Origin of the sequence: Simiaoa sunii (assembly GCF_014337175.1) — a bacterium.
In the GTDB taxonomy this organism is placed as follows: domain Bacteria; phylum Bacillota; class Clostridia; order Lachnospirales; family Lachnospiraceae; genus Acetatifactor; species Acetatifactor intestinalis.
On sequence record NZ_CP060633.1, the window covers coordinates 2,797,515 to 2,823,660 of the forward strand.

At 46.9% G+C, this 26,146-nt stretch carries 21 protein-coding genes; 3 read left to right on the forward strand and 18 right to left on the reverse strand.

Features of this window, described 5'->3' with window-relative positions:
• Nucleotides 1-8 precede the first annotated feature (8 nt).
• The 14 genes from H9Q77_RS13020 to H9Q77_RS13085 form a co-directional block, all read right to left on the reverse strand.
• Nucleotides 9-731: an amino acid ABC transporter ATP-binding protein gene (locus H9Q77_RS13020; protein WP_022153725.1), complete on the reverse strand. Its 723-nt coding sequence runs from the start codon at nt 729-731 to the stop codon at nt 9-11.
• The gene (locus H9Q77_RS13025) at nt 718-1,407 is read right to left on the reverse strand and encodes an amino acid ABC transporter permease (RefSeq protein WP_022153726.1); all 690 of its coding nucleotides are present in this window, start codon (nt 1,405-1,407) and stop codon (nt 718-720) included. Before H9Q77_RS13025 ends, H9Q77_RS13020 begins: the two co-directional genes overlap by 14 nt.
• A 119-nt stretch (nt 1,408-1,526) precedes the next feature.
• The gene (locus tag H9Q77_RS13030) at nt 1,527-2,369 is read right to left on the reverse strand and encodes a basic amino acid ABC transporter substrate-binding protein (protein WP_249325822.1); all 843 of its coding nucleotides are present in this window, start codon (nt 2,367-2,369) and stop codon (nt 1,527-1,529) included.
• 88 nt (nt 2,370-2,457) lie between these two features.
• Nucleotides 2,458-3,105: a hypothetical protein gene (locus tag H9Q77_RS13035; protein ID WP_249325823.1), complete on the reverse strand. Its 648-nt coding sequence runs from the start codon at nt 3,103-3,105 to the stop codon at nt 2,458-2,460.
• A gap of 4 nt (nt 3,106-3,109) precedes the next feature.
• Entirely contained in the window at nt 3,110-7,429 is a 4,320-nt protein-coding gene (locus H9Q77_RS16650) for an InlB B-repeat-containing protein (protein WP_283244752.1), read from the reverse strand.
• A 35-nt stretch (nt 7,430-7,464) separates the two neighbouring features.
• On the reverse strand, nt 7,465-8,148 hold the full coding sequence (locus H9Q77_RS13045; protein ID WP_249325825.1) for an SAF domain-containing protein: 684 nt from the start codon (nt 8,146-8,148) through the stop codon (nt 7,465-7,467).
• Nucleotides 8,111-8,743 carry a hypothetical protein gene (locus H9Q77_RS13050; RefSeq protein ID WP_147365323.1) on the reverse strand — a complete coding sequence of 211 codons (633 nt, stop codon included), beginning with the start codon at nt 8,741-8,743 and terminating at the stop codon, nt 8,111-8,113. The genes H9Q77_RS13045 and H9Q77_RS13050 overlap by 38 nt, the downstream gene beginning before the upstream one ends.
• Complete coding sequence (locus tag H9Q77_RS13055; protein ID WP_118545722.1) at nt 8,703-9,068, reverse strand: hypothetical protein; 366 nt, start codon at nt 9,066-9,068, stop codon at nt 8,703-8,705. Before H9Q77_RS13055 ends, H9Q77_RS13050 begins: the two co-directional genes overlap by 41 nt.
• Nucleotides 9,069-9,081: 13 nt before the next feature.
• Nucleotides 9,082-9,303 (reverse strand): hypothetical protein, encoded by a 222-nt coding sequence (locus tag H9Q77_RS13060; RefSeq protein WP_022153733.1) that lies wholly within the window; start codon nt 9,301-9,303, stop codon nt 9,082-9,084.
• Between the two features lie 69 nt (nt 9,304-9,372).
• The gene (locus tag H9Q77_RS13065) at nt 9,373-10,197 is read right to left on the reverse strand and encodes a type II secretion system F family protein (RefSeq protein WP_118550011.1); all 825 of its coding nucleotides are present in this window, start codon (nt 10,195-10,197) and stop codon (nt 9,373-9,375) included.
• 44 nt (nt 10,198-10,241) lie between these two features.
• Nucleotides 10,242-11,180 carry a type II secretion system F family protein gene (locus H9Q77_RS13070; RefSeq protein WP_022153735.1) on the reverse strand — a complete coding sequence of 313 codons (939 nt, stop codon included), beginning with the start codon at nt 11,178-11,180 and terminating at the stop codon, nt 10,242-10,244.
• A gap of 20 nt (nt 11,181-11,200) precedes the next feature.
• A complete protein-coding gene (locus H9Q77_RS13075) occupies nt 11,201-12,316 on the reverse strand; it encodes an ATPase, T2SS/T4P/T4SS family (protein ID WP_022153736.1) in 1,116 nt (371 codons plus the stop codon).
• Nucleotides 12,317-12,591: 275 nt separating this feature from the next.
• A complete protein-coding gene (locus tag H9Q77_RS13080) occupies nt 12,592-13,995 on the reverse strand; it encodes a putative bifunctional diguanylate cyclase/phosphodiesterase (RefSeq protein ID WP_118550012.1) in 1,404 nt (467 codons plus the stop codon).
• Nucleotides 13,996-14,286: 291 nt separating this feature from the next.
• Nucleotides 14,287-16,116: an ABC-F family ATP-binding cassette domain-containing protein gene (locus H9Q77_RS13085; protein WP_249325826.1), complete on the reverse strand. Its 1,830-nt coding sequence runs from the start codon at nt 16,114-16,116 to the stop codon at nt 14,287-14,289.
• 143 nt (nt 16,117-16,259) lie between these two features.
• On the opposite strand from H9Q77_RS13085, the gene H9Q77_RS13090 reads away from it, so the two are divergent.
• The gene (locus H9Q77_RS13090; RefSeq protein ID WP_249325827.1) at nt 16,260-18,248 is read left to right on the forward strand and encodes a glycoside hydrolase family 2 protein; all 1,989 of its coding nucleotides are present in this window, start codon (nt 16,260-16,262) and stop codon (nt 18,246-18,248) included.
• Here the strand turns inward: H9Q77_RS13090 and H9Q77_RS13095 are convergent.
• On the reverse strand, nt 18,169-19,533 hold the full coding sequence (locus H9Q77_RS13095) for an MATE family efflux transporter (protein ID WP_118545811.1): 1,365 nt from the start codon (nt 19,531-19,533) through the stop codon (nt 18,169-18,171). The genes H9Q77_RS13090 and H9Q77_RS13095 overlap by 80 nt on opposite strands.
• A gap of 192 nt (nt 19,534-19,725) precedes the next feature.
• On the opposite strand from H9Q77_RS13095, the gene H9Q77_RS13100 reads away from it, so the two are divergent.
• Nucleotides 19,726-20,271, forward strand: coding sequence for a hypothetical protein (locus H9Q77_RS13100; RefSeq protein ID WP_118545732.1), 546 nt, complete (start codon nt 19,726-19,728; stop codon nt 20,269-20,271).
• Nucleotides 20,272-20,956: 685 nt separating this feature from the next.
• On the opposite strand, the gene H9Q77_RS13105 is transcribed toward H9Q77_RS13100, so the two are convergent.
• From H9Q77_RS13105 to xylB, 3 genes are all read right to left on the reverse strand, one after another.
• Complete coding sequence (locus tag H9Q77_RS13105; RefSeq protein ID WP_118545734.1) at nt 20,957-22,441, reverse strand: L-fucose/L-arabinose isomerase family protein; 1,485 nt, start codon at nt 22,439-22,441, stop codon at nt 20,957-20,959.
• 115 nt (nt 22,442-22,556) lie between these two features.
• Entirely contained in the window at nt 22,557-23,198 is a 642-nt protein-coding gene (locus H9Q77_RS13110) for a DUF4867 family protein (protein WP_249325829.1), read from the reverse strand.
• An 87-nt stretch (nt 23,199-23,285) separates the two neighbouring features.
• Nucleotides 23,286-24,755: a xylulokinase gene (gene xylB, locus H9Q77_RS13115; protein WP_118550018.1), complete on the reverse strand. Its 1,470-nt coding sequence runs from the start codon at nt 24,753-24,755 to the stop codon at nt 23,286-23,288.
• A 301-nt stretch (nt 24,756-25,056) separates the two neighbouring features.
• Between xylB and H9Q77_RS13120 the strand changes: the two genes are divergently transcribed.
• The gene (locus H9Q77_RS13120) at nt 25,057-26,076 is read left to right on the forward strand and encodes a LacI family DNA-binding transcriptional regulator (RefSeq protein WP_118550019.1); all 1,020 of its coding nucleotides are present in this window, start codon (nt 25,057-25,059) and stop codon (nt 26,074-26,076) included.
• Nucleotides 26,077-26,146 lie beyond the last annotated feature (70 nt).

Consider the following 26,146-nt stretch of genomic DNA (forward strand, 5'->3'; position numbering starts at 1 on the left):
ATAACATCTTATAATACCTTAGATAAAAATTCCTGTAATCTGGGACTCTGCGGATTGGTGAAAAATTCCTGAGGAGTATTCTCCTCCACAATATTTCCGCCATCCATGAAAAGCACTTTTGTACCTACTTCTCTGGCAAATCCCATTTCGTGCGTTACGACCACCATTGTCATACCGCTCTCCGCCAGTTCCTTCATAACTTCCAGAACTTCTCCGACCATCTCCGGATCCAGCGCGGAAGTCGGTTCATCGAATAGCATTACTCTTGGATTCATGGCAAGAGATCTTACAATGGCGATTCTCTGTTTCTGTCCGCCGCTGAGGGATGCGGGATAAGCATCTGCTTTTTCCTCCAGTCCTACACGTTTTAACAGTTTCAGAGCATTTTCCTTTGCTTCTTCTTCGCCCATCAGTTTTAACTTCACAGGCGCCAGCGTAATATTATTCATGATCGTAAGGTTATTGAACAGATTAAAATGCTGGAACACCATTCCCATATGCTGACGGACTTTATTAATGTCAATCTTGGGGTCTGTGATATTCTGTCCGTCGAACCATATTTCACCGCTGGTAGGTCTCTCCAGCAGGTTCAGGCAACGTAAAAATGTACTTTTGCCGGATCCGGAGGGACCCACTACTACGATTTTTTCACCGGGATGAATATGATAACTTACCCCTTTTAACACCTGATTATCTTCAAAGCTTTTATGCAGATCTTTAACGATTATCACTCTTACGCAGTCTCCTTTCCAGTTTTGCAAGCAGGATGGACAATACCTTGGTCAATACAAAATAGATGAATGCAATACCAAGCAGCGGTGTAAATACATCGAACAGCTTGGAAGTCATCTGATTGGCCACACGGGTAAGATCACTCATTCCTACATAACCCACAATAGATGTCTCCTTGATCAACACGATAAATTCGTTGCCCAGCGGAGGCAGAATGCTCTTGAATGCCTGAGGAATAATGATATAACGCATGGTCTGGAATTTATTCAATCCCAGAGATCTTCCCGCTTCCATCTGTCCTTTATCCACCGCCAGAATTCCCGCTCTGACGATCTCTGCCACGTATGCTCCGGAATTAATACCGAAAGTCAGGCTGGCGATCAGAACACTGTTTTTGCAGGTAGCCAGAATACCGGACCACATGATCAGCAATTGGACCGTGGTAGGCGTACCGCGGATAATATCAATATAGGCGCTCGCAATACGGGATGCTATCGTCTTCGAACCGTTTTTTCTCGTAGACAATTTTAAAAATGCTGCAATCGTTCCAATCAGGATACCAAGCAGTGCCGCAAAAAAAGAAACCTCTAAGGTTACTCCCAGGCCTTTCAGATAAAGCTTCCATCTGTCAGCTTCAATGAAGGCTGCATAAATATGTTGCCAGATATTTTGCATGTTATTTCCTATGCCTTTCTTGTAAATGTATAAATTTCCATTACCTACCTTAATATAGCAAAAAGAAGAGAATGGCACAAGCCATTCTCTTCTTTTTTCGTGTATATTTTGTATAAAAATTACTCTCCGATGTACTGAGCTACCAGAGCATCAAAGGTACCATCTGCCTTAAGGTCTTCCAGTGCCTGATTGATCTGATCTACCAGTTCGCTTCCCTTGGGAAGTGCGATCGCATATTCCTCGGTCTCGAATCCAAACTCTGCACCATCGATGATCTTAACTTTGCCTTCGAACTTGGTGTTGAATACTTCTGCAGGGTTTTTGTCGATAATAACAGCATCTACTCTGCCATTTACCAGATCGTTGACAGCATCGATGGCTCTATTATAGGTCTGTGCAGTAGCTCCTTCAATGTCCTCGGAAAGGAACATTCCGGTGGTACCAAGCTGGCTGCCGATGGTCTTGTTCTTCAGGTCATCAACGGTTGCAATATCGGAATCTGCAGATACGATCACGAACTGTACAGCCTCGTAATAAGGATCAGAGAAATCCACCTGTTCCTTACGTTCGTCAGTTACGGTCATACCAGCGATAGCACCGTCAATTCTGTTGCCGATAGAGCTTACCAGAGAGTCGAACTCCATGTTTTCTACCTGAACTTCCATGCCCAGCTTCTCACCTACTGCCTTGATCAGAGCGACATCAAATCCATCGGGTTCTCCGTCATCACCAACATACTCAAAGGGAGGGAACTCAGCATTTGTACCGAATACCAGTACGCCGCCCTCTGTCTTATCGGCTGCTTCCGTTGTTGCAGCAGCTTCCGTTGTTGCGACAGCAGTCTCTGCCACACTGCTTTCAGCAGCCTGAGAACTCTCATTGGTTGCGGAATCAGAACCACAGCCTGTCAGCATTGCTGTGCACATTACAGTTGCAAGTAACATTGCGATTGCTTTTTTCATAATATTTTCCTCCTGTCTGTGTTTTGGAAACCACTATGGTTTCTAAACTTTAGTTACTATAGCACTTTTTAAAAAGATACGCAACTGTTTATGCATAAATATACGTTGTTCTAAAAACACTTTCGAGGAACGTTACGGAAAAAAATGCTGTGATAATATAAGGAATAAACGGCTGTGGTTCGCGCAGTCTGCCTCTTGGAGTGACATTTCCCCGAAACAGCTGTACGATTGTCAATAACACAACTGAGAGGAACATCTGCAGTAGAAACCCCACCATTCCGACTGCATTTCCGCACTCCGCCAAAGCACAGACCGAAAATGCATGACAATCCGCTTTTCCGTACATTCTGCTGAAGAGAAGCTGCTGCAGCATGACAAACACCAGTACAGCGACGATACCATGAAATCCTCCACCCGCCGTCAGTCCCAGGATTCCGGCCCACGGGAGGCACCACCACCATACATAATTATACACCCAGCAATTTCTACGATCCATGTATGCCGCACTCAGAAGGCCTCCGGCCAGCAGACAGCCGGCCAGCAGTCTGAGATTACTCACGACCCACCCATATTCTGTGCATTGCTCCGAATAGTTTACGGTCATCGCACCGAACACAGTCATGACATACATGAAAATCCTGTCACTTCCGTACCATTTTTCTTTATTCCCGCCAACTTTCAGCAGCCACTTCGCACTGCCTGAAATGGTGATCGTCGCAAGTACTAATTTCCCCATGTCATCACCTCAGTCTGGTCCGCAGGTCCTCCAATACACTGCCTTTTACCCCGATCACGCTGATTCCGGGATGGTCCTCAAGCTTTTTATCTCCCTTATATGCCTTCACCGTAACCTCAAAATTCTCGTTTTCAGGAGTATACAAAGGCACCATAAACTGTAACTGTTCCGTAATACGATATCCCGGCTTGTCCCTATAGTCAAAAATACGATTCAGCTCCGGGCACAGATCTGTCATTTCTTTGGGGAAGATCACTTCCACACGATCCGCATATCCCCAGACCGTAAAAGTCAAGATACCGCTCTCACCGCAACGGAAGGCTGCATCCTGTGGCTCCCGTATTCTGATAATGTCAGCCTCCAATCCGAATTCCGTCGTTCCTTCGGATATTTCCGTTTCATTTCCCACCTGATCGCATGCATATGCAAACACAGTAAAGTCTCCGCTGAACAGAGCATCATCTTCTGTGATTTCCATCCGTATACTGCCATCTGCATCCGGATGATATGTTTTACTTACAGTATTGTCTGTATTTTGTATATTCACATAAAACTCCTTCACTCCACTGACAGCATCACTAGCCGTTATTGTTACATTCACCTTTCCGTCCCGCCTGTCGATCAGTTCCCTGTTCTCCAGCATTTCCATTCCATATATCACCGGCGGCTCTCCATCCGCGATCAGAGTAATCTTATTTTTTTCATCCAGTTCATGAAGCGAATAGATTTTACCTGCAACGGAATCGGCCTCTGCAATGGGAATTACTTGTATCCTCTGTCCGGACCGGTCCCCTGTGATCGTAAATTTTTGTACACCGGTAAGACTTTTACCTGAATCTGAGCGAACAGTAAATGAATACGGATATTGCTGTAATACTGTGGTTCCTTCCGTAGCATAAATTAAATCTTCAGCATCTGTGCGGATAGTTTCCACAGCTGTATCTGACGAAGGCGTACGGATAATATTCCGGGCTATTGTCCCTTCTTGTGTCCTTGTCTCATAAATTGTCTCATTCAGCTGATATTGCAAAGAGGCCACCCCTTTCAGATATGCCTGATGCTTTAATGTGATCGGAGTTCTTCCGTCAGCGCGTACATACCAGCACCTTTCTTCCGATGACGGAGCTACATTTCCGTCTTCTCCTTCCGGAATCAGCTGGCCGGTATAAATCTTCCATGGCACCTCTGTTTCTTTGATGGTGAAATGTGTTGTAGCTCCTATATTTCCGGCAACATCTACTGCTGCCACATGGAGATACTTCGTGATTTTGTCAGCTGTCACATTTGTATGCGGTTCTGTGTTGAAATGTCCGTTAACTTTCGTTACATTCGTATCTTTTGCGGCATCTATAACCAGATAATATCCTGCAATCCCACTGGTCAATCTGTTTTGTGTAATATTCGATTCACAAAGCCGTACTGTACTTCCGGTCAGATATGATTCTGCCTTGTGATAATATACCGTTCCATTGTCCTTCGGCATCTGCCAGGTAACACGTACGCTTTTTTCATCTATTGCCTCATAAATCGCTTCTGCCGGTATTTTATCCGGCAGTGCACAATCTGTTGCCACAATACCGTTTAAATGTGATGTTTCCTGATATCCTACCATTTGGGATCGAATCTCCACACTTCCGTCGCCTCTGTTATTACCACTCATGCTTTCAAATATTTGTACACAATCCTCATTCACATAGTTGCTTCCTCCATAGGCCGGTTTAGACGACAGCACCTGGCCTTCCGTATATCCACAGGTCGATGTCATTCCGCCGGTGAAATTCAATCCGGTAAGAGATGATGAAAACCAGGCATTGCTGCAATCGTGATAAAACTTAAAGTGCAAATATACTTTTGTAGTTCCCTCCGGCAAGTTAAAGTGAAATGTTCCTGAAAATTTACTTGTACCCGGAGCTCCACCCCAGGATCCATCCTCATTCTGCCACGTAGAGCTTGGTGTTTCACTCAAAGCATACACTGCATCCCGGAAGGTTCCGGATAGAATGATTCTTCCCGCCTGATTCAAAATACAATATTCTGATCTGTTCAGTGAAAATCTGCACCCCTTCCCCCAACTGTCAGCATATACAGATACATTTAATTTGGTATTTCCTCTGGTATCAATCCCCTGATATCCGCTGGTATTCCATCCATCTGCGGCCCAATGAGGTCGGGCCCAGCCTGCTCTGATAACATGGTAAGTGTTGTCATCATCCTTCGTATGCCCTCCGACACTGGTGGCGGTATATGTATTGCTGTGTGAAGCGTTAGCATACACAAAATGCTGCCAATTTCCAAAAGCCGGCGTATAAGAAGCATCCCGATAGCATCCGTTCGTATGATGATGGACGATTTTCTCCCCGGCACTTCCTCCCAGGTATCCGGCACCGCCACCGGCCATTCCATCCTGTCCGTCACTGTTTTCTGTCACTCCCGCCATACTTCCTCCGGCACCGCCGTTTCCCGCAGGAGATGCACCACCGCCTCCCCCGGCGATCAGCAGAATCCCTTTGCGGTCCGACACAACGCTTGTCTTCCCGCCTCCGTTTCCGTAATCTGTGGCGCTGCCACCTCCGTTCACGCCATTCTGACCGCCCACAAAATAGGTAAGCTTCTCTCCCTGTTGCAGCCAGAATGTACCCGTAACACTCCCTCCGTATCCTCCACTGTTTGACTCATAATTTTGTCCCTGGGCCCCTTTTGCCGTTATCGTATAGAGACCTGTATACGGAATAAGAAATGTTTTTTCTTTTCCTGTATATTCCTCCTTTTTGTTCACCTCCGCTACATTACTGATATCGTCTGTCGTATTCACTCTGATCCAGGCACCATTCTCCCGTTTCTGAAACAGAAGATACGATTTGTCTTTTTGATCCGCCTGCGACCATGTCAGATCTACGGCTCCTTTTCCCTTGTTGGCTCTGTAATTGTCCGTCGATTGTAGCCGCAATGTCACCCAATGAGCATACAATGTCAGTGAGGCGGAGGGGATGATCCTGTCCCCCGGAGCGCCCGCCGGCTGCGTAAAACTTGTATCATAATACCATCCGCCGAACGACCAGCCCTCTCTGGATGTGAACGGCAATGTGATCGGATCCGGCTGATATACTGCTTTTACCGTATCCGTATGTCCGTCTGCTGCGGGAAATATATAACTCCCCCCGTCTATCTGTCCCCGGAACGGCAGGATCCTCATCCATTCTTCGAAATGATTAGTCCCCCTGACCGGTGCCACCGGCGTACCTCCGTTGGTCTCAAACTTTATAAGACAGCCTTCCGGTGGTTCTATATGTGCTTCCTGCAATGCATATTTTTTTTGATACTCCCCTGTAACTGAAAAAACACTTTCTCCGTTATAGCTTCCTCCTGCTGCATCTATCTTCAAAGTACTTTTACAGGGACGCCATTGTGCGTAGAGAATCACCGTGCCGTTGTCTTCCTCCGTCCATGTGGTCCTGTCTTTGTAATCAGCCATAGACAGATTGTATATTTCTGCATGATCCCCATAAGAGATACCGCTTCCGTCCGGCCTGGTATTCCATCCGGTGAACACATATCCGATCCGGGAATAATTATTTACCACAAGATGTGTGACCGGCGTTACTTCTTTTCCCTCATAAAGTACAGCATTATCATACATATGATAGCTTTCTTCCATAAAGCCATGGCAGGACTCAGCATTTGCATCATAGATAATCCTATACTGATTGTTTGAGATTGTCTTACATCGGTGTGGCGAAAATGTAACTCCCTGTTCCAGATTACTACAAAACGGACACAAATAATAATAGGTCACAGGGTTTTCTTCGCTGCCCAGATCCATATACTGTATCGTCTCCGCCGCTTCCCTGCTCATATAAATATTCCACCATTCTATCGGTTCTCCGCAATCCGCACACAACGGCTTCCAGCCGGAATAATAATACCTATGACATTTTTTCATGCCAAACGAAATACCATGCCATCCGGGTTTCTTCCCATATGCATTGTGAATGCATTGTGCCCTGCGCCAGGTGACCTTCCACGCCCCTATGGGTACTTCCCCACTTCGGCTGGATTTGTAATAATGCTCTCCTTCCCGTAACGTTTCCAGGGAAGATTTGATTCCGGTATACACTGTCGTTGTTTCGTTTTCGTCATACCATTTATAGTTCCGGTCCCCAGCGCAGGTTGTCCATGCTTCCCCGTCCGGGCTGAATGATACATAACTGCTGTTGTAAATCGTCTTTTTTTCGGAGGCCTGTACATGCCCGCCCGGAAGCAACAGCACAATTCCCAGTGCAATTCCCATGATGCTGTACAATGCACAGCGTATTTTCTCCGTCATGCCGCTTCTCCTTCCTGGTGTATCCCGGGGCACTGTCAATCGCAGACCTTAACGACTCTGAGCGATCCTTTTGCCAGATTTCTGTAAAAATCATCTACTTTACCGTTGTCCATGTAAACATTGATCCTCTGCGCAGGAGTCGTTGTATCTCCACTGTCTATCGCATTTCCGTTTTGGTCGAAAACCTGCTGCACGAACAAATTCTTCCAGACCGGCTTTTCTTTGGCTGTTTCTTCTTTATCAATACAATAAATATGAATCCTGTCCCCCGCTCGCAGGACTCCTCCCACTGCCTGATACAGATCTTCCGCACGAAATCCGGCAATTACAGCTTCTTCCATCTCTCCAGTGATCTGTTCTTCACTTTCCAGCATTCCCCGGGTCACAACACTGCCTTTTTCAATCCGGTGTACCGCTATTCTGCCTGTGATTTCATCCATATTCTTTATTGCCGTGTCCGGTACGATCTTTCGGTCGATCTCCACCGTCTGTACATAATTCAGGATGTTGTCTTCCGTGATGCTTTCTCCCTTCGGGAGATCGTCGATCGTTACACAGACTGTGATTTTCTCATACTCGGCCAGAACCTTTTTTTCTGCCTGAAGCATTATGATAAATACTGCTGCCGCCGCTATGAATGCCGCCAGAATACTTCCGTTCCATATTTTATTTTTTGTGCTTTTACTCATTTCCCGTAACTTTATTTTCTGTAATTTCATTTTTCTTCTCCCTGTTGTCATTTCTTATAACATCTACCAGTTTTCCCTTATGAGCCATCACGCGTGTGCCCAGAAATCCTTCCACAGGATAAGCGATCTCACTGTACACACCGGTTTCTTCAATCAGCTGACCGTTCGGTGCATGAACATTTCCAACATTTCCGCTCCATACAGATACCGTTCCATCCCGATCTCTCTGCCATATCTCTACCAGATCGGACGTGACATTGTAGATTGTGTAATTCTGTATTTCCACCTGTCCAGAGATCATTCTCCGGTTCTGTGCCATAAAATGATTATCCAGTCCAAGATTTTCTCTCAGTGCATGACAGTACCTCTCATATGCCTGTTCGGGATCTGTTATGAGTACTTTTTGCGTAATGCCGTATTCTTCTATATCGATGACAGCCGAGGCCAGATTCGACAATGCCAGGGCATCTTCCATATACATGGCAGATTCTCTGTACAAAGCAACCTGCAGCTGCATACATAACAGTATTGCCAAAAACAATATCAGGAACAGTCCAAGCACCCAGGAAGCCTGCCCCCGTTCTCTAGTTTTTCGCTGTAGATACTCTTTTTTCATAAATTTCATAAGTTTCCCCCAGCCGGCCATGAATCTGCAATACAACGTCATTTCCGTATCCCGCCGGATTTAATGTACTTCCCTCATAATCAATCCCTGTTATCCCCAGCTTCTCCAGTTCTGCGGTCAGCTGCGTCTGATCCTGAGCCGCCAGATAGCCGACCGTTTCCATCTTGAGCAGATAACATCGTGCCAGCTGTCCCACTTCCGCCTTTTTGGCAATCAACTGTACATTTTCCATATAACTTATCATTACCGCGGTGAGTGCCAGGATGCACAGTCCCATTGTCAGTATTTCTCCTACGTTTCCGGCTTCTTTTTTTCGTCCTGTCATACACTCTCCTGCCTTATACACCGGTGAGAATATCTGCCGCTTTTGTCTGCATTGCCGTCACGATCGTCTGTATAAACGTTGTAAGACTGTCTTTCATGACCACACACAGCAACAATGCAATAATGCATAGTCCGACTGTCACCAGAATCCCATCGATTCCCGGTTCTCTGCTTAAGGCATGTTTTTTAATTCCGCTCACAATCTTTTCCCAATTTCCGTGTTTTTTCTCTTTCATTTTATTTCGTTCCTTTCGTATTTTAATATTTTTATATTTTGTATTTTTGTTTTTTCATTGGCCGGCTGTTTAGAATTTCACTGCCGCACGGAACATATATCCCACACAGGCATACAAAATCACTCCCAAGGTCGCGCCCAGCATCCCCAACTGGTAAAATGTAATGCTGCGGTCCAGTGCATTTTTCTGATGATTTAGGACTGTTATCTCCATATCCTTCAGCTGTTCTCCCATATCTCCCAGGAGTTCCACAGCTTGTCCGGATTCCCCCGCCTGGATCAGTGTGATACACAATGCATCAATTTGCCGGTTATCAAACTTTCCCTGAAAAGCTGACAAAGCCGTCATAAGATCAGACTGCATTACAAGATCCCCCGCCAGTTCTATCAGGGCCTGTTGCAGGCGCCGTCCTTTCACACTCTGACAACATTCCGTCAGAGCATCCGCGACATAAATACCGGCACGGATCTGTACCTCCAATGCCTGATAGATCAGCTTGATCTCCGTCAACATATTGCGATTATCCCTCTCATTCATATATATCAACAGCAGTTCCGGCAGAAAATACAGCACCGTTGCTGCCAAAACAGCGTATCCGCATCCGATTTTCAACAGACTGATCGCCCCCAAAAAAGCCAGCACGATTCTACCTGTTAAGTACTTCATGGGAGTAATCGTTTTTCCAAAATGATATTTTGCTCCGTTACGGATCAATTTTCTCTCTGTCTTTTCCGCCCAGCCGGTATAGCCTTTGCTTTCCCGTATCATTCCCGTAAATTCTTCCATGGTGCGCAGCAGGATTTCCGGTGTTTTGCTCTTTCCCAGACGAAAAACAAACACTCCGCCGAAGACAGCTCCCAATATCTGCGGTATCCAAATAGTTTTCCAGTACATTCTCTCATTCTCCTCACATTTTGGTATCTACACAACATTTGTGTTTATCTTCGAAACCCATATACCTTGCGCAGGAACAATCCAAATATGATCCCATAGATTCCCAATGCCAGGTGTCCGGGTAACGTATCTGTTACGATCTTCCAGACAGATACATCGATCAGACGATCCACTGTCATCAGAGCAAATACTGACATTGCCGCCAGCAGTCCCATATTGATCGCTGCTTCCCTCAGCATTCCTTTTCGTTCCTCCTCTGTCCTAAGATATTCCCGCACAGAACGTCTGCTACTGTCTACCAGTGTTGTCAGATCTGCCATGTAACGTATACTGATCTCCAGATTTCTGGCAAGTTCTTTGAACTTCGGATGTTCCACCTTTTCCGCCATTGCCAGCAGTGCCGTGGAGGAATTTCCCGTCATCTGTGCCTCATAGGCGCATTCCTCCATCACTCCTTTCAGTGGCTCTTCCATATATTTACTCACCTGCCCCAGGACACCGGTGATCTCCCCGGCAGTCAGGCTGTAATTTCCCAGGAAATTCAAGCACTTTAAAATATTGTCATTTACCGACCGGTATTCCAAGAAACGAAAGGTGTTCAGGAGAATCATCTCGACAGCCATTGTGATCATCAGATACAAAAGTGAAGTTATCATTTTGCACCCAAGCACCTGTGTCCCTCCGAAGACAGCCGCAATCAGCAGTACATTTCCGGCAACCCATTTTTCTGCTGTAAAATGGGGCATTCTTCTGCGCAATCCGCTGTACCGTAAAACCTCTTCTATCCTGTACCAGACATTATTTTTTTGTTGAAATTCCATCAGACGGTGCCGGTTCTCTACTGCTCTCAGTTGTGATGCACGATCCATTCCTTCCCTGGTCCGGTGCAACAGCTCCCATAGCTTCTCCAGCCACCTCATCCGGCCAAACAGAAGCAAAAAGCCCATAAATAATAAACAGACAATCCATACGTATATGATCATAAGTTCCTCCTGTGTAATGATCAAAACAACCTCTCATATTCCAGATTCTCTTTCTCTGCGTTCCAGCCCAGGCAGGCAAATATTTCCTTGACCCTGTAATGTTCCATGAAGATCAGTGTCTGAAAGCAGTCCATCATTTTCATCAACTCATTGCGTGAGTATCTACTGTCATACATTGCATAATCCACTATTTTCTCCGGAGCTCTGTCAGCGGACGGCGCATGCACGGTAGCGGCACAGATCTGTCCCGTATAAGCTGCATTCAGAAGATACAGTGCCTCTCCGCCCTTCACTTCTCCGATAATGAAAAAATCCACATCCATGGTAAGACCGGCAATGCTGATATGCTTCAGATCATAATTCACTGAGCTCTCCGAAGCACCCGGCAGGGAATGTAGAAACATCATATCCGGATGGAAAAGTGTCGTCAGTTCATCCGCCTGTTGGGCCACCAGTATCGCCATATCATCCGGCAAAGTCTCTTTAAGTGCATTCAGCAGTGTCGTTTTCCCGGAGGAATTGCCTCCGCAGATCAGTGTGGACCCCTGCCGGAACCTTTGCACCAGCAGTTCCGCCGTTGCCCTGTCCATCATGTTCTTCTCCACCAGTTGCGCCATCATCGGAAAATTCTTCGGAACTTTACGAATACAGAGATAAGGTTCGCTGTATGTATTCACGATCGGCATGGACAGTGTAAAACGAAATATAAAATCCGGATGACTTTCCGTATCCGTAAATCGCTGAATCGCATTCAGATTCGAAATATTCACCTGATTTCTGGTCGCTATATAATCAATAAACTGCCGATATTCCTTCTCGGAAGCAAAGGCAATGCCTGCATCCATACGTTTCCCCTCTCTCTTGATCCGAATGCAGTCATGGCTGACTACACGGATATCCGAAATACTCCCATCATCCATGAGCGGTGACAATCTGGAATAGCCGAACACATATTGCTCGAATTCTTTTAAAAGATCCGCCTGTTTTTCCACCGGTAAATGATAATTCTGCTCTATGTGTTTCAAAACTTCCCGTAAAAATTGTTCCTTACTCAGAATTCCTTTTTTCACCTGCACCAAAAGAATCTGCTTTTGCGTAAGGAAATCCTCTACTAATCGCTGTAAATCCTCTTCCATTTTTCCTCCAATCGCATATTTTGTTGTAGCCGTTCCCTGTTATTACTTCTTCTGTAATGTGATGTGTGGTCGAACATGACCGGATAAAAGATGCCGACGCTCTGACTGTCCCGTCGGGTAATATGCAGATTACTCCCTCTGCCATGATATGTCAACGCTTTCAAAACTATTTCCTGATTTTCGGAATAGTGCCCAAACAAAAACCGCAGTCCGGGGATTTTTCACTGAAAATCCAGTCAGACTGCGGTCTCGCACCTTGTATATTTTGTCTTTGTCTATTTTGTCCTATCATACTCACATTCCTGTTGCAACAGCAATGCATCAAACGCCTCCACCGGCATAGGACGGTGAAACAGAAAGCCTTGTGCATCTGTACAACCGCATCCCAAAAGGAAGCTCTTCTGTTCCTCTGTTTCCACTCCCTCAATCACGATATGTACTCCCAGCTGCTGCAGCATGGCAATGGTATTGCGGATAATGATCCGGCTCTTATCCTTTTCCAGATCCCGGATAAACTCTTTGTCGATCTTGATCTCATCCAGCGTCTGGTTCTTCAGCATATTCATAGTCGAATAACCGGTTCCGAAATCATCCATGGACACCAGGAAGCCCCGCTCCCGCAGGCTTTCCATGCGGCGATACATACCTGCCTCGTCCTCCAGGAAGGCGCTCTCTGTCAGTTCCAACGGAACATACTCCGGCGGAACATCATATTCCTCCCTGAGACGGATCAGTGTCTCTGCCAGTTTTTCATCATAGGCATGTAATCGGGATACATTGATGGAAACGGGGACAAGCATCCGGTCTTCCCGGTGCAATTTTCCCAGATAAGCAAACACCTTCTCCCAGATATATTCATCTACATTGATGATAAATCCGTTTTTCTCCAGTACGGGAATGAACTCTCTCGGTGGCACCAGCCCCTTTTCCGGATGCTTCCAGCGCACAAGCGCCTCGCCTCCGATCACTCTTCCGTCCCTCATATCGACCTTGGGCTGCACATACAGTTGTAGTTCTCCGTTCTCCAGTGCGGACACGATATCATTTTCCACCTGGCGTTCTCGCATCTTCTGACTACGCATTTTTTCGTCAAATACTGCATATGTCCGATATACTTTGCCTTTGATACTGTTCATAGCCATCGTGGCGCAATCTTTCAGATAGCTGATGGCAGGGGCTCTCTCCGGTGAGATTCCGATTCCAAAGGATGGTTGTACACGGTAAGCGAACGGAAAGTCAGTTATCTTTTTTCTGATCTCCCGCACAATAATTTCCAGTTCCTCTACTTCCTCATAGCTTGTGCATATGCAAAAGATATCTGCTCTGATATGGCAGGCATAGCTATCCGGCCTGTTATTCTCATACCAGTCAAAGCAAGACGCAATAAATCTTAGCAATCTGTCTCCTTCGTCTCTGCCGCAGAACTCATTCACAGCCTTAAACTGTACAATATCCATAATTATGACACCGTATTTTTTATCCGGCTGCTGCTTGATCATTTCACCGCACAGATAGAAAAAAGAATTGATATTATGCAGATTTGTCAGCCCTGTTCTGTTATTTTCTACATTTTCTTCCGCCATTTTTCTAAGAGAATACAGATATAATTCTTCTTTTCCGGCATCTGTTTTCTGCGGAGAAGATTCAATGATTTCCTCTTTTGCTTTCTGATACGTCATAGGCACCCTCCTCAAAACATAAATCAGTCCCGATGAATGCTTTTATTATACTTCATTTTGGTGATTTTTTCTACTATATGCCGATTTTTATTGTTTTTTTTAGGAAAAATGATATAATATGGGTGTCTGTAAAGTTATTTCAGAGAGGAGCGTACTTTATGTTTTTACTTTTAGCCGGTGGACTTTTGATCATCCTTTTGGCAGTAGTGATCGCCGTAGTATCCTCCGTGGTATCCGCAGTTGCGGCAGCTACCGACGATGCAGAAGACTGACATTCCGGACTTCGGATTGTCAGTTTTCTTCTCCCCGTTCGATTCTCGCCGCCAGGTCTTCCAAGTACATCCAACGTTCCATCTTTTCTTCCAGCTGCTGTTCCGCAGCCTCTTTTTCCTGTGTTAATTCATTGAGTTTCACGAAATCACTGGCATATTTTGAAAAATCTGCTTCCAAAGTTGCAATTTTATCCTCTAATGCCGCCATTTCGCCTTCAATGGATTCATAGTCTTTCTGTTCCTGATAAGTGAATTTTAATTTGCGTTTCTGTCCGTTTTTCCAGTTTTTAGAAGTAGTTTCCCCATCGGCGTTCTTCGGCTGGGATGCTGCCGCCGTTCCTGTGCTCTCTGTGTTCCCCTCCGCAGCTTTCCTATTGGCATAATCTGTGTAACCGCCCTCATACTGCACCATGCGGGTATCCTCCAGGGCGAAGATCCTGCGGACCACACGATCCAGAAAATACCGGTCATGGGACACGACGATGACGATGCCCGGGAATGTATCCAGATAATCCTCCAGTACCTGCAGGGTGGCAATGTCCAGATCGTTAGTCGGCTCATCCAGGATCAAAACATTCGGTGCCCCCATCAGTACCTTGCATAACTGCAGTCTGCGCCGCTCTCCACCGGACAGTTTTCCCAGCTGCCCGTATTGGTCTTCTCCGGAAAACAGGAACCGCTCCAGCATTCTCGCTGCCGTGATCTGTCCGTCCTCCGTGGTGATATATTCCGCCACATCACGAATGTAATCAATGACTCTCTGCTCCGGATGCATCATGGTGTCGTCGATCTCCTGGGCATAATATCCCAGCTTCACGGTCTGTCCGATCTCGATGTGTCCGCTGTCCGGAGCCACTTCACCCAGGATCATTTTCATCAAGGTAGTCTTACCACTGCCGTTGGGGCCGATGAATCCCACTCTGTCATCCTTGCCAAACAGATAAGTAAAATCACGGATCAGAACCTTATCCCCATAACTCTTGGACACATTCTCGATCTCCACGGTGGTCCGTCCCAGTCTTGATGCTGCGGAAGCCAGCTCTACCTTACCGTCCATCACAGGACCTTTCACATTTTTCAGTTCCTCAAAGCGCTGTAATCTCGCCTTCTGCTTCGTGGAGCGGGCTCTGGCACCGCGCTGCACCCAGGCAAGCTCATTCCGTAAAATGTTCAGACGCTTTTTCTCACTGGCCTGCGCCATCTCTTCCCGCTGCATTTTCAGTTCCAGATAGCCGGAATAGTTGGCATCATAAGAATAGATCTTCCCCTTGTCCAGCTCCAGGATCCGGTCAGTGACGCTGTCCAGGAAATACCGGTCGTGAGTGACCATGATCATGGCACCTTTTCTGCGGCGCAGCTGCTCCTCCAACCAGTCGGACATGGAATTGTCCAGATGGTTGGTAGGCTCGTCCAATAACAGGATCTCCGCCGGGGACAACAGTACCGATACCAGTGCCAGACGCTTGCGCTGTCCGCCGGACAACTGCCCGCAGGGCTGGTAAAATTCCGTAACACCCAGTTTTGTCAGCATGCTTTTGGCATCCGCCTCGATGGTTCCTGCGTTTTCCTCCACGCGGTTGCCCCGCAACACCGCTTCCAGTACGGTCTCTTCCGGTGCGAACTCCGGATTCTGCGGCAGATAACGCACCAGACAGTGATTTGCCTTGATTACGGTACCGTCATCGGTCTCTTCCAGCCCGGCAATTATTTTTAATAGTGTAGATTTGCCGGTTCCGTTAATACCAATGATTCCGGCCTTTTCCCCTTCCTGTAGGAAAAAGGAGGCTCCGTCAAAAATCTTGCGTACTCCATAACTTTTGGTAATATTGTCAACAGTCAATATATTCATCTGTACTACCTCATATTTTCAGAATTAATTCTCTGGATGGCTTATCTAAACTTTTTTCTCAAAGAATCGTATCATTTTTCATGTGCTATGCTTCCAAATGTAGTATACTATAAATAATCTATTTTAGGAAAGAAGGTTTTCGCATGAACTTAAAAGATGCTGCTGCGAATCTGAATCAGGCACACCCGGAGGATACCCTGCATCCCCTCTATACTCCCTGGGGGGAATTGCTGATGCGATCCGGTTCTTATGATGATATCCTGTCCGAATATCCCCGGCCGCAGATGAGACGTACAGATTATCATATGCTGAACGGTCTTTGGGAATATGCCTTTGTGCCCGCAGATGGGAGCAGTTCCTCGGAGGATCCTGCACATTTTACCGCTCAGGGTATCATCCGGGTTCCTTTTTCTCCGGAAGCCCTGCTTTCCAGAGTTCACAGACGACTGGAGCCCACGGAGTACCTGTGGTACCACCGGGAACTTTCTTTTTCCACGGAAGAGCTTTCCCAAAAAGAGGAATACATGCACTGCATTCTGCATTTTGACGCGGTAGATCAGGAGGCAACCGTTTTCCTCGGCACAAAGCAGCTTGGCATCCACAGTGGCGGCTACCTTCCTTTTTCCTTAGACATCACGGAGTATGTAAATGAGGATCCTGTATCCCTCTACGTAAAAGTCCGGGATCTGACCGACACCGGTTACGCCACCAGGGGAAAGCAGACCCTGAACCGCGGCGGCATGTTCTACACTGCCCAGAGCGGCATCTGGCAGAGTGTCTGGTACGAATGGGTTCCGGAAAACTATGTGATCAATTATAAGATCACTCCGGAGTACAACAAGGCTTCCGTAACCTTCGTTCTGTGTTCTCCGAAGCCGTTCAACCATTTGGAATTCCGGGTGAACATTCCCTCCTGCGACGGAACCCTCGCGCAGGAAAATACCGGTTCACTCACGCGGATGCGTGTACGTAAAATTTCTGAGCAACAGGATTCCTTTGGGCTCACGCATACCACGGTAGTACTTTCTTTTCCCGCCAGCGTCACCTATTCCGCAGCAGATCCCGCTGATGCACCGGAGCCTGTGAATTTCAAGCCCTGGAGTCCGGAACACCCCTGGCTGTATCCCTTTACTCTGACTGCCGATGGTGATACCGTGGAAGGGTATTTTGCCATGCGCTGCTACTCCGTAGAGCGAGATTCTAAGGGTATCCCCCGCTTCTGCCTGAATCACAAGCCCTATTTTCTCCATGGGATCCTGGATCAGGGCTACTGGTCCGACGGACTGATGACCGCTCCCTGCGATGAGGCCTTTGTCTATGATATTAACCTTGCAAAAGGCCTGGGCTTCAACATGCTCCGGAAACATATCAAGATTGAGTCTCTGCGCTGGTATTACCACTGCGATCGTCTGGGAATGATCGTATGGCAGGATATGGTCAGCGGTGGCTCTACCTATCATATGCCCTGGGTGTGTTATATGCCAACATTGTTCCCCCACATGTCCGCCCACACGAAGGACAATCATTACGAACTGTTCTCCCGTAGCTCCGAGGAAGGCCGGAAAAGCTGGGAGCAGGAATGTTTAGACACCATAGATCATCTGTACAATGTGCCTTCCATTGCCGTGTGGGTGCCTTTCAACGAGGGCTGGGGGCAGTTCGATGCTGCCCGTATCGCGAAAATGGTGGCAAAAAAAGACCCCACCCGTCCGGTAGACCATGCCAGCGGCTGGTTTGACCAGAAAGGCGGGGATTTCCGCAGTATTCATAACTACTTCCGTCCGTTACAGGTAAAATTGGATGGAAAAAGGGCTTTCGTTATCTCGGAATATGGTGGCTACGCCTGCCATATCGCTGGGCATTCCAGTGTGAACCGCGTCTATGGATATCAAAAGTACGACACCCCGGAAGAAATGGCTGCTGCCCTGAAGCAGTTATTTTCCAGACAGTTATTTCCTCTGATCTCAAAGGGATTGAGCGGTGCGGTATACACGCAGCTCTCCGATGTGGAGGAAGAAGTCAACGGTCTGGTGACTTACGACCGTCGTGTTGTCAAACTGCCTGTGGGACATCCGTTTGCGGCACCATCCTCTTTTGCAGCACCTTACTCACATGGAAATAAGCCGGAATAAGGAAGGCATCCGCCATGATCCATGCAATGGGACTGCCCAGGCATACCCCGGTGAAGCCGATGATGGGCACCAGTCCAAAGCCTGCTAACGATCTTGCTATCATTTCGAAGACACCCGCTAAAATGGCGAATTTCGGGAAACCCATGCCCTGGATCAGGAAGCGGACAATATTCACCAGTGCAAGCGGAATATAAAATGCTGTATTCCATAACAGAAAAGCACGCACGTTGGCAATGATCTCTGCCTCGCCGCCGTCCACGAATAGCTGCGCCAGCGGATCGCCGAAAAATACGGCGATCAGAAAAGCAATGACGGAATATCCCACCCCCAGTGTTACACAGGCTTTCAGTCCCTTGCCGAGACGATCCAGTTTACCGGCGCCTACATTCTGTCCACCATAGGTTGCCATGGTGGAACCCATGGCATCAAAAGGACAGGCTAAGAAGTTACCGATCTTGCCGCCTGCGGTCATGGCCGCAACTGCCGCAGAACCTAAGGTGTTGGCTGCAGTCTGTAAGATTACGCTGCCAATGGCGGTAATGGAATATTGTAATCCCATGGGAACGCCCATGCCGCACAGCACCATCATCATATGTCCGTCCACTTTCCATTCTTCCCTGCGGATCCGCAGGATCTCGAACTTTTTCACCATATAGACCAGACATGCTACACCGGAGACTCCCTGGGAGATCACCGTTGCCCAGGCTGCCCCCGCCACGCCCATGTGCAGAGAGATAATAAAATACAGATCCAGCACAATATTAATAATGGAAGACAGCACCAGGAATACCACGGGAGTCTTACTGTCGCCGGTAGCACGGATCACGCCTGCCACGATATTATACAGATACACTGTAGGGATACCGATGAAAATAATAAAAATATAATCATAAGCCCCATCAATAATATTCGCCGGTGTCTTCATCCAGACCAGAATATTCCGGCACAGAATTGCCGTCACGACCGTCATAACCACGGAAAATGCCAGTCCCAGCCAGGCACAGTTCGCCACATACTTACGCATGCCTACATAATCTCCGGCACCAAATTTATGAGATACAGGGATGGCAAATCCGTTACAGACACCCATGCAGAAACCGATCACCAGGAAGTTGATGGAGCCGGTGGAACCCACTGCTGCCAGATCATCCACGCCTAAGAAACGTCCTACGATCATGGTATCTACCAGATTATAGAACTGCTGGAATAAAAATCCAAATAATAACGGCACAGCAAAGCTGATGATAAGTTTCATGGGGCTGCCTTTTGTCAGGTCTTTTGTCATGGTAATATCCTCTCTGGTTTTCAAATCAACCGCAGGCACTGAATTTATCAGTGTTTCCTGTTATTTCTATCGTTGAGAGTATATACGCGGCGCTCCAAAAAAGCAATATCTTTTTTTGCACATTTTATGCTTTTTTGCTATACTCTTTTTGTTATTTTTTACGAGGATTATTATTGTGAGAGGGGAATTATCATGAACGAATTTTTGAAGTATCTGAAAATGATACCTGTAATTATCTATCCTTATATTTATGTATTGATTCTTGCTATCTTTTTATTGTTCGCAGGTATTCTGCCGGAAGACTACACTGATGTCGCACTGATTGGGCTGTTGATCGTTGCAGTGATTTATAATCTGTATTCCTTTATCATCGTGATCGTCAATGCGGTGCAGGCAGCGAAGGGGAAAATGACCGCAAGGCAGGCGGCAAGAATGAACCTGATCATCAAATGTGTGCAGATTCCCGCTTATATCATGCACTTTATTCTCGGCTTTATCGGACTTGCCATGAGTGTCTGGGGTATCGGCTTTCTCCTATGGGCGGTACTCATTGATCTTTTGACGATTCTGCTCACCGGCATCAGTTCCATTGGCTGCAGCGTCCGCATGCGTAAAGAAGGGCTTGTATCCCTGCCCGGTGCCATCTTCATGGGAGTCGGATGTTTTATCTACTGCGTGGATGTGGTGATCGCCATTGTGTATGTTGTGAAAGCCCGGAAGAAATCTCCTGCTAAATAGCAAGTTACGAAAGCATAGCCACGCATAGGCAAAAATAAGACAGTGCCTGGGAGCTTACTCACAGGGCACTGTCTTTTTTGGCGTGATGTGGCGAACGCCGCGATAGACAAACGATGGGAGACGTCTTTTGCTGACAATCGTATGAATAGCGTGGGGCTATAGCAGAAAATCTTCTCTCCAGATACTTTTGAAGCTGTCAAATGCCTTCAAAATAAGAAAAATGGGTCTATACAGAAAAATTTCCTTCTGAGATACTTATTTTTCTTATTTTGAGTATCTCCTGAGCAAGTTTTTTTGTATAGACCCATTTGGGGGATATTTCTATAGATATAGCCAGAAAAAAAGGGATTATTTAATGCAATTTTTCTGTATAGACCCAAAACACTCTGAACAAACAAAAACTCCCAGAGTTATCTGCTCACTCTGGGAGTTCTATGGTTCTAAAGTTTTCAGTAAACCAGTAGCCCCGGTTGCATATAAGAATAAGCTGACCGTAAGTAGACGTCGGTACCATAGCGTCCTGCGGACGCATTGCGAGGGTACTTTCCTCGCTTATGTACCGCTACGTCTGCGCCCGAGCAAAGTGTGCTAAAGCACACCGCGATGTCAGCGTTTCTTATATGCAATCGAGGCTACGGCAGGCTAGCCAATAAGTTAGTTAACTTGCCAGTTACTTAAGTTCTTTTTACGCGAAAGGATTCTCCGTAGGATACAGCATTCCCTTCGGCTGGTTGAAATTCAGATCTTCTACGGGTACGCCGATGTACTTGAATACTTCGTACAGAGCCTTGCCGAAGTGTCCGAATGCTACGGCACCGTGGTGAGGGAAGTTCTTCTCGATCAGTACGTGACGATAGAAACGTCCCATCTCGGGAATAGCGAAAATACCGATACCGCCGAAGGATCTGGTCGCAACGGGAAGGACTTCACCCTGTGCAATGTAAGCGCGGAGCTTATTGTCTGCAGTAGACTGTAAGCGGTAGAAGGTGATGTCTCCGGGAAGAATATCTCCTTCCAGAGTACCCTGGGTAACTTCTTCGGGAAGGGTTCTTGCCATGATCATCTGGTACTTCATGTTGCAGGAGGTCAGCTTCTTGGAGTTGGTATTGCCACAATGGAAGCCCATGAAAGTATCATTGTGCGTATAGTTAAATTTACCCTTGATGGACTCTTCGTACATATCATCGGGAACGGTATTGTTAATATCTAACAGAGTTACGGTATCTGCGCTGACACAGGTTCCGATGAACTCACTTAAGCAGCCGTAGATATCTACCTCACAGGATACGGGAATTCCCATACCGGTGAGACGGCTGTTCACATAGCAGGGTACGAAACCAAACTGGGTCTGGAATGCAGGCCAGCATTTGCCGGCAATCGCTACATACTTACGATACCCCTTGTGCGCCTCGATCCAGTCTAACAGGGTCAGCTCATACTGAGCCAGCTTAGGCAGTACTTCGGGCTTATGATTGCCTGCGCCCAGCTCTGCTTCCATCTCTTTTACCTTAGCCGGAATTCTCTCATCTCCGTCATGCTTCTTGAAAGCTTCGAACAGATCCAGCTCGGAGTTCTCCTCGATCTCCACACCCAGATTGTACAGCTGCTTGATCGGTGCGTTACAAGCTAAGAAATTCAGAGGTCTGGGTCCAAAGGAAATGATCTTCAGATCGCTTAAGCCCACGATAGCTCTTGCAATGGGAATGAACTCATGCAGCATATCTGCGCACTCTGCTGCGGTTCCCACAGGATTCTCAGGGATATAAGCCTTGATATTACGAAGCTTTAAGTTGTAGCTGGCATTCAGCATACCGCAGTAAGCATCGCCTCTGCCTCCTACCAGATCGTTCTGGGTCTCTTCTGCTGCCGCGATGAACATGGCAGGACCGTCAAAATGCTTTGCCAGTAAGGTCTCGGATATCTCGGGGCCGAAGTTGCCCAGATATACGCACAGTGCATTACAACCTGCCTTCTTAATATCTTCCAATGCCTGCACCATATGGATCTCGCTCTCCACGATACATACGGGACACTCATAGACACTGTCGGTGCCGTACTTCTCGGTATAAGCCTTCATCAAAGCTTTTCTTCTGTTCACGGAAAGGCTCTCGGGGAAACAGTCACGGCTGACAGCCACAACGCCAATTTTTACTTCGGGTAAATTACTCATTTTGTAATCCTCCTGTTTTCGTTTTCTTTTTCTCTAGATTATTATTTATTTTACCGCAGATTCCGCCCATCCACAGAGTGAAATCCAGCGTTCAAACCCTGCTACATCATGCCCACTATTTGTTGACATCCAAATTCTCTCCAATCAGTCCGATAAAGCTTCCCTCGGAAAGTCCGCCCTCCGCATGACCGATCAACCACTTATTCGTAGCGGCAAGCAGTGCATCCTCACTGGGAGCGCGGCCATGATCCACTTTCTGATGGGTTCCCTGAAGCGGATAATTGGTGCCCTGGGGCAATACAATTGCTACCTGAAATCCCTGTCCGTCTACTCCACAGGGAGCATAATGCAGAGAAGTTGCGAAGACCTCTACACCGGTTCCGGCCGGTACTAAAAAAGCTTCCATCTTAGAAGTATCGTAGGTAAAATCTTCTGCCACATCCGCTAACAGCCCCAGGATCAGGATAGCATCCGTTGCTGCCACATTAATTTCGGAACTTCTGTGATATTCCACGGCATTCAGTTTGGAATTATGGCCATTGCAGTAACCGATCTGTACAGGCATTTCTCCGTATGTGATGGTCTCCAGTTCTTTTTTCACAGGTAATGCTTCCAAAGCATTGATCCCGGGCTCGTACACCACGCCGTCAGGAACCGGAGTCTTTTTTATTTCTTCCACCAGCTGTGTAAAATCCACATTGGTGATCACTCTGCCATACTTGCGAAATGCAGGATCTTTTACAGATAAAATATGCATTCTACTCTACCAACCTTTCTCTATTATAGCTCAAAATTAAAATTACGAGGTTCATTTTATTATGTTGTTGTTTGATTTTTCTACGCGTTATTTAATGATCTCAAACAGCGGTCTGCATGCCGGATAAATCTGGCGGAATTTCTGATAGCGGTCTTCATATTTTGCCACCAGCTCCGGATCCGGTTCTACGGTTCCTGTGACTTTCACAAACTTCTCTGCGATCTCTTCCACACTTGCATATTCGCCGCAGGCTACCGCTGCCAGCATGGCACCGCCCATGGCCGGACCCTCTTCACTCTCAATCACATCCACCTTCAGATTCAGGATGTTGGCGATCATCTTCTTCCACAGCGGGCTCTTCGCTCCGCCGCCGCAGATCTTGGTCCGTTCCAGATGGATCCCCAGAGATTTCGCCACCTCCAGAGAATCTCTCAGGGCAAATGCTACACCTTCCAATACCGCCTGGGTCATATCGGCTCTTGAGGTGTCCATGGTCATGCCGATAAAGGTACCTCTGGCATTGGGATCGTTATGTGGAGAACGCTCACCCATGAGGTACGGCAGGAAATAGACATGATTCTCTCCAAGCTTACTGATCTGTGCCTGTTCCGCGGCGTAATCCTTCGTTCCGATGATCTCATCCATCCACCACTTATTGCAGGATGCAGCACTTAACATGCAGCCCATAAGATGATAATGACCGTCTGCATGTGCAAAAGAATGCAGAGCATTGTTCTGATCCACGCCGAAATGATCAGAAGAGATAAAAATCGTTCCACTGGTTCCCAGAGAAATATTACACATATTATCCCCAACGGTTCCGGTTCCCACAGCCGCTGCCGCATTGTCTCCGGCTCCCGCCGCTACCACTACATTGTGCGGAAGTCCAAGTTCGTCTGCCACCTCAGGCAATACGCAGCCCACCTTTTCATAGCTTTCATAACAGGTCGCCAGCTGCTCTTCCCTCACACCGCAGATCTCACACATTTCCTTTGACCAGCAGCGATTCTTCACATCAAACAAGAGCATACCGGAAGCATCCGATACATCCGTACAATGTACACCGGTCAGCCTATACGCAATGTAATCCTTCGGAAGCATGATCTTTTTGATCCTTGCAAAATTCTCCGGCTCATTCTTTTTCACCCAGAGGATCTTCGGTGCGGTAAAACCGGTAAAGGAGATATTCGCGGTATACTCCGACAGCTTATCCTTGCCGATCACGTTGTTCAGGTAGTCACACTCCTCGGTGGTTCTGCCGTCATTCCATAGAATCGCCGGACGGATCACCTGATCCTTCTCGTCCAAAATGACAAGTCCATGCATCTGTCCTCCAAAGCTGATGCCTGCCACCTGATTCTTGTCTGCGTCTTTTAAAAGTTCCCGGATGCCCTCCATGGTCTGTTCATACCAGTCCTGAGGATTCTGTTCCGACCAGCCGGGATGCGGGAAATACAAGGGGTATTCCCGGGATACAATATTGCAAATATTCCCCTGACTATCCATTAACAACAGTTTTACCGCTGACGTACCAAGATCAATCCCAATATATAGCATACTCTTCCTCCCATTTTTATCTGTACGGCATTTTTTGTCCCATAAGTTTCATTTTATTTATGTTTACTGTTTGCTTCCGTTTCGCCGCCTTTATGTGCTCGTGCACGCTATACTTTAATCATAACTGCTGTGAGAAATATTTTCAAGTAGAAATTTTATTTTTCCTATGATTTTCTCTAAAAAGTGAAGCTGTATGCTCCCGATGTCCGTCTATCCAAACCGTGCTCGGACAAGTGTGCAACATTCATTGACTTTATGTGGAAATTGTGATACTTTTATAACAAAATATAGGGGGCTTTTTATGGCTACAATCAAAGAAATTGCAGCTCTTGCCGGAGTATCCCGCGGCACCGTGGACCGTGTCTTGAATGATCGCGGCGCAGTAAACCCGGAAACTGCTGAGAAAATCAGAAAAATAGCAAAAGAACTGGACTATAAACCCAATCGTGCCGGTCTGGTCCTGGCTGCCCAGAAAAAGAGATTGAAGTTAGGCGTCATTCTGTTTTCCACCGGGAATCCCTTTTTCCAGGATGTATTGGCAGGAATCGATGAAAAAGCGGAAGAGCTGGCAAATTACAACTGCACTGTAATTACAAAGCAGATCTCCTTCGGTGTGGAGGCACAGCTGCAGACAATCGACGAGCTACTGGCGGAAGAGGTAAACGGCATCGCCATGACTCCTTATAATGACGCCCGGATCCGCAACCGTATCAATGCGTTATATGAACAAGGCATCCCCGTAGTCACGTTGAATACAGACATTGAAAATTCCAGACGCCTCGCTTATGTGGGCAGCAATTATACCCGCAGTGGTGCCACTGCCGCCGGGCTTTTACAGCTGATGACTTCCGGTACGGTAAACATTGGAATCGTCACCGGTTCTTCCAATATCCTCTGCCATACGGAGCGTATTGCCGGATTTATGAAAACCTTAGTCCCTTACCGTGACCGGATCCACGTGATAGACACGGTGGAGATCCACGACGATGAAGTGGAAAGCTACGAGAAGACCACTGCACTGTTATCAGAACACCCCGAGATCAATGCGCTGTTTTTTGCTGCCGGCGGTGTCTATGGCGGCTGCCGCAGTGTGGAAGCTTTGGAGCGAAAAGGTTCCGTCCGGATCATTGCTTTCGATCTGGTCCCTACCACGAGACAGATGTTGGAAAATGGCACGATTGCCGCTATTATCTGCCAGCAGCCAAAAATTCAGGGCAGCAAACCGCTTTCCCTGCTGTTCGCCTATCTGACCACCGGAGAGACTCCGGAGAAGGAATACAATTATACCGCGGTGGATATCCGGATCAAAGAAAATCTCTAAAACTTTCTTAAGATTCTTCCGACACCCTTGTCATTCACAATATATAGTATTATAATATAGACGTTATCTA

What these genes read in the sequence shown, in the direction of transcription:
- H9Q77_RS13025 (WP_022153726.1), bottom strand. Translation starts at nt 1,407, where the DNA reads ATGCAAAATATCTGGCAACATATTTATGCAGCCTTCATTGAAGCTGAC.
- H9Q77_RS13030 (WP_249325822.1), bottom strand. Translation starts at nt 2,369, where the DNA reads ATGAAAAAAGCAATCGCAATGTTACTTGCAACTGTAATGTGCACAGCA.
- H9Q77_RS13035 (WP_249325823.1), bottom strand. Translation starts at nt 3,105, where the DNA reads ATGGGGAAATTAGTACTTGCGACGATCACCATTTCAGGCAGTGCGAAG.
- H9Q77_RS16650 (WP_283244752.1), bottom strand. Translation starts at nt 7,429, where the DNA reads ATGACGGAGAAAATACGCTGTGCATTGTACAGCATCATGGGAATTGCA.
- H9Q77_RS13045 (WP_249325825.1), bottom strand. Translation starts at nt 8,148, where the DNA reads ATGAAATTACAGAAAATAAAGTTACGGGAAATGAGTAAAAGCACAAAA.
- H9Q77_RS13050 (WP_147365323.1), bottom strand. Translation starts at nt 8,743, where the DNA reads ATGAAATTTATGAAAAAAGAGTATCTACAGCGAAAAACTAGAGAACGG.
- H9Q77_RS13055 (WP_118545722.1), bottom strand. Translation starts at nt 9,068, where the DNA reads ATGACAGGACGAAAAAAAGAAGCCGGAAACGTAGGAGAAATACTGACA.
- H9Q77_RS13060 (WP_022153733.1), bottom strand. Translation starts at nt 9,303, where the DNA reads ATGAAAGAGAAAAAACACGGAAATTGGGAAAAGATTGTGAGCGGAATT.
- H9Q77_RS13065 (WP_118550011.1), bottom strand. Translation starts at nt 10,197, where the DNA reads ATGTACTGGAAAACTATTTGGATACCGCAGATATTGGGAGCTGTCTTC.
- H9Q77_RS13070 (WP_022153735.1), bottom strand. Translation starts at nt 11,180, where the DNA reads ATGATCATATACGTATGGATTGTCTGTTTATTATTTATGGGCTTTTTG.
- H9Q77_RS13075 (WP_022153736.1), bottom strand. Translation starts at nt 12,316, where the DNA reads ATGGAAGAGGATTTACAGCGATTAGTAGAGGATTTCCTTACGCAAAAG.
- H9Q77_RS13080 (WP_118550012.1), bottom strand. Translation starts at nt 13,995, where the DNA reads ATGACGTATCAGAAAGCAAAAGAGGAAATCATTGAATCTTCTCCGCAG.
- H9Q77_RS13085 (WP_249325826.1), bottom strand. Translation starts at nt 16,116, where the DNA reads ATGAATATATTGACTGTTGACAATATTACCAAAAGTTATGGAGTACGC.
- H9Q77_RS13090 (WP_249325827.1), top strand. Translation starts at nt 16,260, where the DNA reads ATGAACTTAAAAGATGCTGCTGCGAATCTGAATCAGGCACACCCGGAG.
- H9Q77_RS13095 (WP_118545811.1), bottom strand. Translation starts at nt 19,533, where the DNA reads ATGACAAAAGACCTGACAAAAGGCAGCCCCATGAAACTTATCATCAGC.
- H9Q77_RS13100 (WP_118545732.1), top strand. Translation starts at nt 19,726, where the DNA reads ATGAACGAATTTTTGAAGTATCTGAAAATGATACCTGTAATTATCTAT.
- H9Q77_RS13105 (WP_118545734.1), bottom strand. Translation starts at nt 22,441, where the DNA reads ATGAGTAATTTACCCGAAGTAAAAATTGGCGTTGTGGCTGTCAGCCGT.
- H9Q77_RS13110 (WP_249325829.1), bottom strand. Translation starts at nt 23,198, where the DNA reads ATGCATATTTTATCTGTAAAAGATCCTGCATTTCGCAAGTATGGCAGA.
- xylB (WP_118550018.1), bottom strand. Translation starts at nt 24,755, where the DNA reads ATGCTATATATTGGGATTGATCTTGGTACGTCAGCGGTAAAACTGTTG.
- H9Q77_RS13120 (WP_118550019.1), top strand. Translation starts at nt 25,057, where the DNA reads ATGGCTACAATCAAAGAAATTGCAGCTCTTGCCGGAGTATCCCGCGGC.